This window comes from Hydrogenophaga sp. R2 (assembly GCF_049843595.1).
Classification (GTDB): domain Bacteria; phylum Pseudomonadota; class Gammaproteobacteria; order Burkholderiales; family Burkholderiaceae_C; genus Hydrogenophaga.
The window spans coordinates 57,913-71,090 of record NZ_JBBHZN010000002.1 but is presented as its reverse complement, the minus strand read 5'-3'; the positions used below and the strand labels follow the sequence as shown (position 1 = coordinate 71,090).

The following is a 13,178-nucleotide window of genomic DNA, read 5'->3' as shown; positions in this document are numbered from 1 at the left end:
CGAGCACTCCCACCCACAGGGTTTTCCCGAGGCACCCGTCCCCATCCATGGACACCGCACCCGTCGTCAATCCCTCCCCCGCTGCGGCCGGCGCCGAGGAGCCCCGCCACCCGTTCCTGGTGGCCCTGGGCGAGCGGGTGCGCACCCTGCGTTCCCGGCGCGGCATGACCCGCAAGGCAGTGGCCGTGGCGGCCGATGTCTCCGAACGCCACCTGGCCAACCTGGAGTACGGCACCGGCAATGCCTCCATCCTGGTGCTGCTGCAGGTGGCCGATGCCCTGCAATGCCCGCTGGCCGAATTGCTGGGTGATGTGAGCACCAGCTCGCCGGAATGGCTGCTGATCCGCGAAATGCTGTCCGGCCAGGACGAGGCCGCCCTGCGCCGTGCCCGGGTGGCCATCGCCGGTGCCCTGGGCGGCGCCGACAGCACCGAGGCCGGCCGCCGCACCCGCATTGCGCTCATCGGTCTGCGCGGCGCCGGCAAGTCCACGCTGGGCCAGCGGCTGGCCGACGACCTGGGTTTTGCCTTCATCGAACTCAGCCGCGAGATCGAGAAGTTCGCCGGCTGCAGCATCGAGGAAATCCACGCGCTGTACGGCACGCCGGCCTACCGCCGCTACGAGCGGCGTGCGCTGGAAGAAGCCATCCAGATCTACCCCGAGGTGGTGATCGCCACGCCTGGCGGCCTGGTGTCGGACGCGGCCAACTTCAACCTGCTGCTGTCGCACTGCACCACCGTGTGGCTGCAGGCCGATCCGTCCGACCACATGGGGCGGGTGGCCGCGCAGGGCGACATGCGGCCCATGGCGGCCAGCCGGGAAGCCATGGAAGACCTCAAGCGCATCCTGGCCGGCCGTTCGGCCTTCTATTCCAAGGCGGAGCTGCACTTCAACACCAGCGACTACAGCCTGCCGCAGGCCCATGAAGCCCTGGCCGCGCAGGTGAAGGCGCTGATCGGGCGCTGACCGGCGTTCTATTTCCAGATATGCACAAAAGTGCATTGACGTTCAAAAATAGCTGCACTATTATTCAGGTCATGCGCTGCCCCGTGACCTGAACCGGTCCATCGGGCGGCTTCATCCGCCCGAGGAGACCTCCATGAACGCACCCGACAGCATCGCACCGGTGGACTACCGCACCGACCCGTCCCAGTACCGCCACTGGAAGCTCAGCTTCGACGGTGCGATCGCCACGCTGGCGGCCGACTTTGCCGAAGACGGCGGCATCCGCCCCGGCTACAAGCTCAAGCTCAACAGCTACGACCTGGGCGTGGACATCGAGCTGCACGACGCGCTCAACCGCATCCGCTTCGAGCACCCCGAGGTGCGCACCGTGGTGGTCACCAGCCTGAAGGACCGCGTGTTCTGCTCGGGCGCCAACATCTTCATGCTGGGCCTGTCCAGCCACGCCTGGAAGGTGAACTTCTGCAAGTTCACCAACGAGACGCGCAACGGCATCGAGGATTCGTCGAAGCACAACGGCCTGAAGTTCGTGGCGGCCCTGAACGGCGCCTGCGCCGGCGGCGGTTACGAGCTGGCCCTCGCCTGCGACGAGATCATCCTGGTGGACGACCGCAGCAGCGCCGTCAGCCTGCCCGAGGTGCCGCTGCTGGGCGTGCTGCCCGGCACCGGCGGCCTGACACGCGTGACCGACAAGCGCCATGTGCGCCACGACCTGGCCGACATCTTCTGCACCACCAGCGAAGGCGTGCGCGGCAAGAAGGCCGTGGACTGGCGCCTGGTGGATTCGATTGCCAAGCCGCAGCAGTTCGCGGCCCATGTGCGTGAACGCGCCGAAGCCCTGGCCGCCCAGAGCAACCGCCCGGCCGGCGCCAAGGGCGTGAGCCTGCCCCGCGTGGAGCGCACCCTGTCTGCCGACGGCATCGCCTACCAGTGGGTCAACGTGGCCATCGACCGCAGCAAGCGCACCGCCACGCTCACCATCAAGGCCCCCAACGGTGCCCAGCCGACCGACGTGGCTGGCATCGAGGCCCAAGGCGCCGCCTGGTGGCCGCTGCAGATGACCCGTGAGCTGGACGATGCCATCCTGAACCTGCGCACCAACGAGCTCGACATCGGCACCTGGCTGCTCAAGACCGAAGGCGATGCCGCCGCCGTACTGGCCGCCGACGCCCTGCTGCTGGCCCACCAGGACCACTGGCTGGCCCGCGAGGTGCTGGGCCTGATGCGCCGCACCTTCGCCCGCCTGGACGTGTCCTCGCGCAGCCTGTTCGCGCTGGTGGAAGAAGGCTCCTGCTTCGCCGGCAGCCTGGCCGAACTGGCCTTCTGCGCCGACCGCGCCTACATGCTGGCCCTGCCCGACAGCCCGGAAGCGGCCCCCCGCATCACCCTGGGCGAGATGAGCTTCGGTCACCTGCCCATGGTCAACGGCCAGTCGCGCCTGCAACGCCGTTTCTACGAAGAGACCGAGCCGATGGAAGCCGTGCGCCGCGCCGTGGGCCAGCCGCTGGACGCCGACGCTGCCCTGGCCCTGGGCCTGGTCACCTCGGCCCCGGACGACATCGACTGGGCCGACGAGGTGCGCATCGCCATCGAAGAGCGCGCCGCCATGTCGCCCGACGCCCTGACCGGTCTGGAGGCCAACCTGCGCTTTGCCCAGAAGGAGAACATGCTCACCCGCATCTTCGGCCGCCTGACCGCGTGGCAGAACTGGATCTTCATCCGCCCGAACGCCGTGGGCGAGAAGGGCGCGCTCAAGGTCTACGGCAAAGGCGACAAGGCCGCTTTTGATTTCAACCGCGTGTAAGGTCGTTTCAGTTTCAGCACGTTGTGCGGTGGGTTTCCCGGTGGAGCCAGCCGCAACCTCAAGACAGTCCACCGAGAGATCGTTCCGCAGGAGACCGTGATGTCCGCCATCGATTACAGCGACAAGATCCCCAACAACGTCAATCTGTCCGAAGACCGCACGCTGCAGCGCGCGCTGGAGCACTGGCAGCCCAACTACCTGGAGTGGTGGAAGGACATGGGCCCCGAGGGCTCGCACGGTTTCGATGTGTACCTGCGCACCGCGGTCAGCGTGGACCCGCAGGGCTGGGCCCAGTTCGGCCATGTGAAGATGCCCGACTACCGCTGGGGCATCTTCATGAACCCGGCCGAGAAGGACCGCAAGATCCATTTCGGTGACCACATGGGCGAGGACGTGTGGCAGGACGTGCCTGGCGAACACCGCGCCAACCTGCGCCGCATCATCGTGACCCAGGGCGACACCGAGCCGGCCTCGGTCGAGCAGCAGCGCCACCTGGGCCTGACCGCCCCGAGCCAGTACGACCTGCGCAACCTGTTCCAGATCAACGTGGAAGAAGGCCGCCACCTGTGGGCCATGGTCTACCTGCTGCACAAGCACTTCGGCCGTGACGGCCGCGAGGAAGCCGACGCCCTGCTGCAGCGCAACAGCGGCAGCCAGGACAACCCGCGCATCCTGGAAGCCTTCAACGAAGAGACGCCCGACTGGCTGTCCTTCTTCATGTTCACCTACTTCACCGACCGCGACGGCAAGTTCCAGCTGTGCGCGCTGGCCGAGAGCGCCTTCGACCCGCTGGCCCGCACCACCAAGTTCATGCTGACCGAGGAAGCGCACCACATGTTCGTGGGCGAGTCCGGCGTGGGCCGCGTCATCAACCGCACCTGCCAGGTGATGAACGAGCTCAAGACCGACGACCCGGCCAAGCTGCGCGCTGCCGGCGTGATCGACCTGCCGACCATCCAGCGCTACCTGAACTTCCACTTCAGCGTGACCATCGACCTGTTCGGTGCCGACCAGTCGAGCAACGCCGCCACCTTCTACAGCACCGGCCTCAAGGGCCGCTATGAAGAAGGCAAGCGCCAGGACGACCACGTGCTCAAGGGCCACACCTACAAGATCCTGGAAGTGCAGGGCGGCCAGCTGGTCGAGCGCGAAGTGCCCATGCTCAACGCCCTGAACGAGGTGCTGCGCGACGACTACATCAAGGACAGCGTGGGCGGCGTGGAGCGCTGGAACAAGCTGATCGAGAAGGCCGGTCTGCCGCATCGCCTGTCGGTGCCGCACAAGGCCTTCCACCGCAACATCGGCTCGCTCGCGGGCGTGAAGGTCTCGCCGGACGGCCGCGTGGTGAGCGAGGCCGAATGGCAGGCCAAGGTCGGCGAGTGGCTGCCCACCCCCGAAGACCGCGCCTATGTGGCCAGCCTGATGGGCCGCGTGGTCGAGCCGGGCCAGTTCGCCAACTGGATCGCCCCGCCGGTCATGGGCATCAACCGCCAGCCGGTCAATTTCGAGTACGTCCGCTTCAACTGAAGACCATGAACGCACCCGCCGAACTCGCTGTCATCCAGCAGCACCTGATCGATCCCGAGATCTGCATCCGGTGCAACACCTGCGAGGCCACCTGTCCGGTGGGTGCCATCACGCACGACTCGCGCAACTATGTGGTGGACGCCGACAAGTGCAACCTCTGCATGGCCTGCGTGCCGCCGTGCCCCACCGGCTCCATCGACAACTGGCGGCAGATGCCGCGGGTGCGGGCCTACAGCGTCGAAGAACAGCTGACCTGGGACGAACTCCCGGCCGAGCTGCCGCCGGAAGAACTGGCCAGTGCGGCCGCCGACGCGGGTGATGCCGCTGCGGCTGCCGAGCCTGCGCCGGTGGTCCAGGCACCCGCCGCCACCGACACCTTCAAGGCCGCCAGCTACGGCGCCACGGTGCCGCCGTGGTCGGCTGCGCACGCCTACACCAACCTGTACGGCCCGAAGGCGGCGCAGAAGTCGGTCAAGGCCACGGTGGTGGGCAACCTGCGCGTCACCGAGGTCGGCAAGACCGCCGGCAGCGACTACGACACCCACCACATCGTGCTGGACTTCGGCGCCATGCCGTTTCCGGTGCTGGAAGGCCAGAGCATCGGCATCATCCCGCCGGGCACCGATGCCGCAGGCCGGCCGCACCATGCGCGCCAGTACAGCATTGCCAGCCCGCGCAACGGCGAGCGCCCGGGCCACAACAACCTGTCGCTCACCATCAAGCGGGTGCTGCAGGACCACCAGGGCCACCCGGTGCGAGGCGTGGGCAGCAACTACATGTGCGACCTGCAGGTGGGCGACACGGTGGAGGTGATCGGGCCGTTCGGTGCCAGCTTCCTGATGCCCAACCACCCGAAGAGCCACATCGTCATGATCTGCACCGGCACCGGCAGTGCGCCCATGCGGGCCATGACCGAATGGCGCCGCCGGCTGCGCCAGACCGGCAAGTTCGAGGGCGGCAAGCTCATGCTGTTCTTCGGTGCCCGCACCCAGGAAGAGCTGCCGTACTTCGGTCCGCTGCAGAGCCTGCCCAAGGACTTCATCGACACCAGCTTCGCCTTCAGCCGCACCCCGGGCCAGCCCCGCAAGTACGTGCAGGACGCCATGCGCGAGCGCGCCGCCGACCTGGCCGCCCTGCTCAAGGACCCGGACAGCCACTTCTATGTGTGTGGCCTCAAGAGCATGGAAGAGGGCGTGGTGCTGGCCCTGCGCGACATCGCCACCGGTGCCGGTCTGGACTGGGAGACGGTGGGCGCCGCGCTCAAGCGCGAAGGCCGCCTGCACCTGGAAACCTACTGACCCGTGCAGGGTCAAGCCCGGGCCCGGGTGCGGGCCGGGGGGCAGATGCCGTACAGTGTCGCCCTCGTATGTCCGACACCCATACCCCCACCCGCACGCCACCGCGTCCCGCCATCGAGGTGGACGTGGTCATGCGCCGCGAGCCGGTGCAAGGCCCCATGGCCCGCTGGCAGCCCTGGCGCTGGGTGCTGGCCGACGTGATGCTGCACAGCAGCCCCTCGGAAACTGCCCTGCTGGAAGCCCAGGAGCAGCACGAACCCGAGGCGGTGGAGCCCATCGACCCGGCGCAGGCCGTCGAAGGCGCCAGCCACTGGCTGTTTCCGCGCCACCGGGTCACGCTCTACCGCGATGACGCCGAGGGTTACTACCTCAACCTGCATTCGCCCAACCCCTGCTTCTGGGTGTTCTGGCGTGCCGACGAAGAGCGGCTGCTCGATGGCGAGCCCATGGCGGTGCCGCAGATCGTCACCCTGAGCTACCACGAGGCCGGTCGCTGGCTCGACGCCCAGGAGCGGGTCGACCAGGTGCCGGCGCCGGAGGAGGTGGTGGACTGGTTGCGCAGCTTCGTGGATGCCACCTACCAGCCCGAGCCCAAGAAACGCAAGCGCCCGGACAGCTTCCGTCCGCTGACCGACCGTTTCGGCCAGCCGGTGCGGGTGAGCACCGAGAAGATCCGCGGCGGCGGCCACCCCGGAGCCTGACATGGCCGACGACGACAGCTTCTTCTCGCGCTGGTCGCGGCGCAAGCAGCAGGTGCGCACCGGCCAGCCGCTGCCGGCCGACCCGCCGCCACCCGCACCCGGGGTGGAGCCGCCTGCGGTGGCCCGGCCGGCGCCGGCCGCCGTGCCCGCCGCCGCTGCCGCCACGGCTGCGCCGGCCACCCACCCGGCACCTGCCCCGGCCGAGGACCGCCCGCCGCCGCCCACGCTGGACGACGTGGCCGGCCTGACGCCCGAATCCGACTTCAGCCGCTTCGTGGCCCGCGACGTCTCGCCCGACGTGCGCAATGCCGCGGTCAAGAAGCTGTTCGCCGACCCGCACTTCAACGTGATGGACGGCCTGGACATCTACATCGACGACTACTCCCAGCCCAGCCCGCTGTCCAAGGCCGACATGGCCCGCATGGTGGGCGCCCAGTTCCTCAAGCTGGTGGAGGACCCGGCCGAAAAGAAAGCGGCTGCCGAGCACGCGGCTGCGGAAACGAACAACCCCCCCGACAGCGGAACCACCGCTGCGCCCACCGGCGAGCCGCCCGCCGCCGAACTGCCCCCACCCCACGATGACCACGCTGATCTGCAACTGCAACCAGACCATGCCCCTGAACCCGAGCGTTCTGGGCCAGGCGCTGGATGAAGACCTGACCGTCCACACCACGCTGTGCCGGCGCGACGCGCCGGCCTTCCAGCGTGCCTGCCGCAGCAACGACGAGCTGGTGGTGGCCTGCACCCAGGAAAGCCGGCTGTTCACCGAGCTGTCCGAGCAGACCGAGGGCGCGGTGCCGCTGGATGTGCGGCCGATCCGCTTCGTGAACATCCGCGAGACCGGCGGCTGGGGCCGCGAGGCGAAGGACGCCACGCCCAAGATGGCCGCGTTGCTGGCGGCCGCCCGCCTGCCCGACCCCGAGCCGGTGCCCACCGTCACCTACCGCAGCAGCGGCCGGCTGCTGATCGTCGGCCCGCTGGACGAGGCCGAACGCATCGGCGCCGTGGTGGGCGACGTGCTGGACGTGACCATCCTGGCCACCGGTGGCCGTGGCCAGCAGGAGCGCCGCTTCCCGGTGCTGGGCGGCGAGCTCTCGGCCATCCAGGGCTGGCTGGGGGCCTTCCAGGTGGAATGGACCACCGGCAACCCCATCGACCTCGACCTGTGCACCCGCTGCAATGCCTGCGTGGCCGCCTGCCCCGAAGGCGCCATCGGCCTGGACTACCAGATCGACCTCTCCCGCTGCAGCTCGCACCGCGCCTGCGTGAAGGCCTGCGAGGCCGTGGGCGCCATCGACTTCCAGCGCGAGCCGGTGGCCCACAAGGACACCTTCGACATCGTGCTGGACCTGCGCGACGCGCCGGCCTTCAGCCAGCACGCCCACCCGCAGGGCTACTTCCACCGCCCCGGCGGCCTGAGCGGCGAACAGGGGCTGCAGACCATCGCCCGCCTGCGCGACCTGGTGGGCGAGTTCGAAAAGCCCAAGTTCTTCACCTACAAGCAGAAGATCTGCGCCCACGGCCGCAACGAGACCGTGGGCTGCGACGCCTGCGTGCAGGTGTGCTCGGCCCTGGCCATCAGCAGCCAGGTGGACCGCCAGCAGATCGTGGTCAACCCCAACCTGTGTGTGGGCTGCGGCGCCTGCACCACCGTGTGCCCCACCGGGGCGCTCACCTATGCCTACCCCCGCGCCAGCGAGGTGGGCGTGCGCCTGCGCACCGTGCTGGCCACCTATGCCAAGGCCGGCGGCACCGACGCTGCCCTGTTGCTGCACAGCCGCGAAGGCGGGGCTGCCCTCATCGACGAACTCGGCCGTGCCGCCCAGCTCAACCCGAAACAGGTGCGTGGCGTGCCGGCGCGCGTGATCCCGCTGCCGCTGTGGCACACCGCATCGGCCGGTCTGGACCTGTGGCTGACCGCCTTTGCCTACGGCGCGCCGCAGGTCTGGGTGCTGATGACCGACGAGGAAGCGCCGCAGTACCGCCAGGCCCTGCAGGAACAGATGGCGCTGGCCCAGGCCATCGTCAACGGACTGGGTTACACCGGCACCCACTTCCGCCTGATCGAGGCCCGCACCGCGGCCGAGCTGGACAGCCAGCTCGCCGTGCCCAAGGCCCAGGGCGTCAAGCGCCGCGCCAGCTACGCGGTGCAGGCCGAAAAACGAGCCACCATCGAACTGGCGCTGGACCACCTGCTGCAGGACAGCGCCACCCACGGCCAGCGGGCCGAGGCCATTGCCCTGCCGGCACCCTCGCTGTTCGGTGCGGTGGCGGTGGACCGCGACCGCTGCACCCTGTGCCTGAGCTGCGTGAGCGCCTGCCCGGCCAGCGCCTTGCAGGACAACGCCGAACGCCCGCAGCTGCGCTTCATCGAGAAGAACTGCGTGCAGTGCGGCCTGTGCGCCACCACCTGCCCGGAAGACGCCATCACGCTGCAGCCGCGCCTGCTGCTCACCGAGCAGCGCAAGCAGCTGCGTGTGGTCAACGAGGCCGAACCGTTCCGCTGCATCCGCTGCAGCAAGCCCTTCGGCACGCTCAAGGGCATCGAGAACATGCTGGAGAAACTCTCCGGCCATGCCATGTTCCAGGGTGAGGCCGCCGAGCGCCTGAAGATGTGCAGCGACTGCCGCGTGGTCGACCTCTACACCAACCCGGGCGAGACCCGCATCACCGATCTCTGAGACTGACGCCATGATGGAACGCATCCCCGTGTCCTCCTCGCTGGACGAGGAAACCGCCCGCGCCGAGGTCTATGGCCTGCTGGCCGCCTTGTACTACGCCCCGCCCACACCCGAGCTGCTGGCCCAGCTGCGCGTGGCCGTGACCGAGGCCCCGGCCGCCGGCGGTTTTCTGGAAGAGCCGTGGCGCGGCGTGGTGGCCGCAGCCCGCGACCTGAGCGACGCCCAGGTGGCCGACGAGTTCGACCGCCTCTTCGGCGGTGTGGGCAAGCCCGAGATCTTCCTGTTCGCCTCGCACCACATCGCCGGCTTCCTGAACGAGAAGCCGCTGGCCCAGCTGCGCTCCGACCTGGCCACCCTGGGCCTGGCGCGCGACGAGACCATGCCCGAGACCGAGGACCATGTGTCCTACATCTTCGAGGTCATGCGTTACCTGATCGCCGGTGACGACGTCGAGGTGGCCAACCTGACGCAGCAGCAGAAGTTCTTTGCCGGCCATGTGCAGCCCTGGCTGCCGGCCATGTGCGAGGCCATCACCGCCCACCCGGCGGCCCGCTTCTACGCGGCCGTGGCGGCCTTCACCCAGGCCTTCATCGGCGTGGAGGCCCAGGGCTTCGACATGATGGCCTGAGGCCTTCAGTTCCCCAGCAGACCCGGCCGGCCGTTGCCGGTGTCGGCCGGTGCCGTGGCCACCGGCTCGGTGAGCAGGTGCACGCAGAACCAGGCGCCCGGCCCGTCGTCGCGGTTGCCGGCCTCGATGTGGCCACCGTAGCGTTCCACCAGTCCCTGGCTGATCCACAGGCCCAGGCCGTTGCCGTCGTTCTTGGTGGTGAAGAACGGGCGGAACAGGCGCTCGCGTGTGGCGGCGCTCAGCCCGGCGCCCTGGTCCTTGACCCACAGGCTGGCGCCCGAACCGTCCTCGTGGTCGCGTGTCACCAGCGTGAGCGTGCCGCCCTCGGGCATGGCCTGGATGGCATTGATCAGCAGGTTGATGACCACCTGCTGCAGCTCCTGCCGGTTCATGCCCACCGGCCGTGTGGCCTGCAGGTCGCGCTCCACCACGATGCGCGTCTGTGACAGCAGGTGCGCCACCAGCACCAGCGAGTCGGCCACGGTGCGGTTGAGGTCCAGCGCCGTCACATAGCCGCCGAACTCGGTGGGCCGCGCGTACTGCAGCAGCTGGGTCACGATGATGCGCATGCGTTCGACCTGCTGGTCCAGCAGGAGCAGCTCGTCCTTGACGTGGCCGGCCTGCGGCCCCAGGGTCTCGCGCATCAGGTCCAGGTTGCCCTGCATCACCGCGATCGGGTTGTTGATCTCGTGGGCGATGCTGGCGGTGAGCTGGCCGATGGCGGCCAGCTTCTCGCTCTTGACCAGCTGGGCCTGGGCCATCTGCAGCGACGCGTTGCTGGCCTGCAGCTCCTGGGTGCGTTCGGCCACCTTGCGGTCGAGTTCGTCGGCCCAGCGCTGCAGGGCTTCGGTCTTGTCTTCGATGGCGTCCAGCAGCTCGTCCAGGTGGCCGGCCAGGGCGCCCAGTTCGTCGCGCGCGCCCAGCGGTCCCACCCGGGCGCCGGCATGGCCGTCCTCGATGCGCTGCATGGTGCGGTTCATCTGCTCCACCGGCTGGAAGATGCTGCGCGCCCAGCGCAGCGAGGCCCAGGCCGACAGGGCCATCACGCCCAGGAAGATCAGCCCGATCACGCCCAGCATGAGGTAACGCAGCAGGATGAAGGGCGCTTCGGTGAAGCCCACATACAGCATGCCGATGCGCCGCCCCTGGGCATCGGTGAGCGGGTCGTAGGCCGACACGTACCAGTCGTTCACCACGAAGGCCCGGTCCAGCCAGGTGGTGCCTTCGGTCAGCACGGTGTCGCGCACTGTCTGCGAGACCCGTGTGCCGATGGCCCGCTGGTCCTGGAACAGGCGCACATTGGTGGTGATGCGCACATCGTCCAGGAACAGCGTGGCCGTGCCCCGGCTGCCGAAGGGCAGGGCGTCGTCCGGGTAGACGATGCGGTTGATGTGGTCGATGAAGCCCAGGTTCTGGTTGAGCAGCAGGCCACCGGCCAGCAGCGCCACGGTGCGGCCCTGGGCGTCGCGCACCGGCAGGGCCGAGAGCACCACCATGGCGCGGGTCTCGGTGTCGCGCTCGGTGGGCGAGGCATTGCGGGTGGGCACCAGCGGGATGTTGATCTGCCGCATCAGGTGCGGAGCCAGGGCCTGCAGCTCCAGCGCTTCCAGCAGCATGAGCTGGGCCTGCCGGTGGATGCCGGTGCGGTCCACCGCCGCGAGCACCGGTGCGGGCATGGGCGCCTGGGCATGGCCGGCGTCGCCGCTGCTCAGGCCGGCCGGCAGGGCGCGGGCCAGGGGCCGGCCGTCGGGGTCGTACAGGGCCAGGAAGTCGAGCTGCAGCAGCTCGCGGTCCACTGCCAGCTGCTGCTCCAGCGTGTCGCGCGCCGTGCTGCCGGGGCTGCGCAGCACGTCGGCCAGGGCCCGGGAGCGGGCCACGCCCCGGGTGCCCGAACCCACTTCGGCCAGCACCTGGGCAAAGTAGCCGTTGGCCACTGCCAGGTCGCTGCGCACCTTGGTGATGAGCAGCCGGTCGTAGGCGGTGCTGCTCCAGGCCAGCAGCACCAGCACCAGCAGCGGAAACGCCACCAGCAGGGGCAGCAGGGCCATGGCCAGCAGCTTGTTGCGCACCGAGCCGGCCAGCCAGCCGGGCGTCCGCAGCGGGTTCATGCGGCTGCCGCGCGGTGGCGCTTCATGCCGATCCCCATTCGGCCACGCGGCGCTCCAGCGTGCGGCGCGACACGCCCAGCAGCTCGGCGGCGCGGGTCTTGTCGCCCTGCACCGAATCGAGCACCGCCTGGATGTGCAGCTTCTCCAGCGTGTGCAGGTCGGTCACCTGCGGCGTGGCTGGGGCCTTGCCCGGGTAGAGCGCCGACACATTGAGCGAGCCCAGGATCAGCGAACGCTCGATCAGGTTGCGCAGCTCGCGCACATTGCCCGGCCAGTCGTACTGCTGCAGGAAGGCCATTTCCTCGGCGCTCACCTGCAGCGGCTCCACGCCCAGCGTGGGCGCCAGCAGCGCATTGAAGTGGGCCACCAGGGCGGGGATGTCGTCCTTGTGTTCGCGCAGCGGCGGCAGGGCCAGATCGACCACCTGCAGGCGGAAGTACAGGTCCTTGCGGAAGCGGCCGGCCGCCACCTCGTCCTGAAGGCGCCGGTTGGTGGCGGCCACCACCCGCAGGTTCAGCGGCACCAGCTGCTCGCTGCCCACCGGGCGGATCTTGAGGTCTTCGATGGCGCGCAGCAGCGTGGCCTGGATGGACAGCGGCAGCTCGGCCACCTCGTCGAGGAACAGCGTGCCGCCCTGGGCGTAATGGAAGAGGCCGTCGCGCGCGCGGGCCGCACCGGTGAAGGCGCCCTTGGCATGGCCGAAGAGCTCGCTCTCGATCAGGTCGGGCGACACGCTGGCGCAGTTCACCGGCACGAAGGGGCCGGTGGCCCGGGTGCTGCGGGCATGCAGCTCGCGCGCCACCAGCTCCTTGCCGGTGCCGGATTCGCCCTGCAGCAGCACGGTGCTGTCCACCGTGGCCACCCGGTCGATCCAGCTGCGCAGGTGCTGCATGGCCGCCGACGGGCCGATGAGGCCCGGCACCTGGCCCGGTGCGTGGGCCACGGCCCGGCGCAGCACGAAGTTCTCGCGCTTGAGTCGGGCCCGTTCGTAGCACTGCTTGACCGCATTCAGTATCTGCGGCACCCGGAAGGGCTTGAGGATGAAGTCGGACGCGCCGGCCCGCAGCGCCTCGATGGCGGTGTCCAGGTCGGCGAAGGCGGTGATGAGGATCACCTCGCCGGTGTAGCCCTGTTCGCGCAGCTCCTTGAGCCAGGTCACGCCGTTCTTGCCCGGCAGGGAGATGTCCAGAATGATCAGGTCGACATGGTGTCCCTTGAGCCACTGGGCGCCGTCCTCGGCGGTGCTGGCGTTCATCACGAAGTGGCAGCGCGGGGCGAGCGTCTTGACCAGGAAGCTGAGCATGCCCGGTTCGTCGTCGACCACCAGAATGGACCAGTCGGGCCAGCCGTCGAGCTGACGGTCGTTCGGAGGGGGCAGCAGGGTGTCGTTCACGGGGCGCGATTCTACGAACGAGACCCAGAAAATCGCTCGGGAATTGGCGCAAATCCGACGGTGCCACAGGCCCTTC

The 13,178-nt window shown here is 69.2% G+C and carries 10 protein-coding genes; 8 read left to right on the top strand and 2 right to left on the bottom strand.

The features are described from left to right. The first annotated feature begins 47 nt into the window (after positions 1–47). From WD026_RS08780 to WD026_RS08745, 8 genes are all read left to right on the top strand, one after another. On the top strand, positions 48–965 hold the full coding sequence (locus WD026_RS08780) for a helix-turn-helix transcriptional regulator (protein WP_425723292.1): 918 nt from the start codon (positions 48–50) through the stop codon (positions 963–965). 133 nt (positions 966–1,098) lie between these two features. Continuing rightward, the gene (gene boxC, locus WD026_RS08775) at positions 1,099–2,766 is read left to right on the top strand and encodes a 2,3-epoxybenzoyl-CoA dihydrolase (RefSeq protein WP_425723291.1); all 1,668 of its coding nucleotides are present in this window, start codon (positions 1,099–1,101) and stop codon (positions 2,764–2,766) included. Positions 2,767–2,865: 99 nt separating this feature from the next. Next, the gene (gene boxB / locus WD026_RS08770) at positions 2,866–4,293 is read left to right on the top strand and encodes a benzoyl-CoA 2,3-epoxidase subunit BoxB (RefSeq protein ID WP_425723290.1); all 1,428 of its coding nucleotides are present in this window, start codon (positions 2,866–2,868) and stop codon (positions 4,291–4,293) included. Between the two features lie 5 nt (positions 4,294–4,298). Further along, entirely contained in the window at positions 4,299–5,591 is a 1,293-nt protein-coding gene (gene boxA / locus WD026_RS08765; RefSeq protein WP_425723289.1) for a benzoyl-CoA 2,3-epoxidase subunit BoxA, read from the top strand. 68 nt (positions 5,592–5,659) lie between these two features. Next, a complete protein-coding gene (locus WD026_RS08760; RefSeq protein WP_425723288.1) occupies positions 5,660–6,292 on the top strand; it encodes a DUF3305 domain-containing protein in 633 nt (210 codons plus the stop codon). Between the two features lies 1 nt (position 6,293). Continuing rightward, positions 6,294–6,944 (top strand): DUF3306 domain-containing protein, encoded by a 651-nt coding sequence (locus WD026_RS08755; protein WP_425723287.1) that lies wholly within the window; start codon positions 6,294–6,296, stop codon positions 6,942–6,944. Beyond that, positions 6,871–8,973, top strand: coding sequence for a 4Fe-4S binding protein (locus WD026_RS08750; protein ID WP_425723286.1), 2,103 nt, complete (start codon positions 6,871–6,873; stop codon positions 8,971–8,973). Before WD026_RS08755 ends, WD026_RS08750 begins: the two co-directional genes overlap by 74 nt. 10 nt (positions 8,974–8,983) lie before the next feature. After that, positions 8,984–9,601: a TorD/DmsD family molecular chaperone gene (locus WD026_RS08745; RefSeq protein WP_425723285.1), complete on the top strand. Its 618-nt coding sequence runs from the start codon at positions 8,984–8,986 to the stop codon at positions 9,599–9,601. A gap of 5 nt (positions 9,602–9,606) precedes the next feature. On the opposite strand, the gene WD026_RS08740 is transcribed toward WD026_RS08745, so the two are convergent. Next, complete coding sequence (locus WD026_RS08740) at positions 9,607–11,709, bottom strand: sensor histidine kinase (protein WP_425723284.1); 2,103 nt, start codon at positions 11,707–11,709, stop codon at positions 9,607–9,609. Positions 11,710–11,731: 22 nt separating this feature from the next. Continuing rightward, positions 11,732–13,102 carry a sigma-54-dependent transcriptional regulator gene (locus tag WD026_RS08735; protein ID WP_425723283.1) on the bottom strand — a complete coding sequence of 457 codons (1,371 nt, stop codon included), beginning with the start codon at positions 13,100–13,102 and terminating at the stop codon, positions 11,732–11,734. Positions 13,103–13,178: the final 76 nt, after the last annotated feature.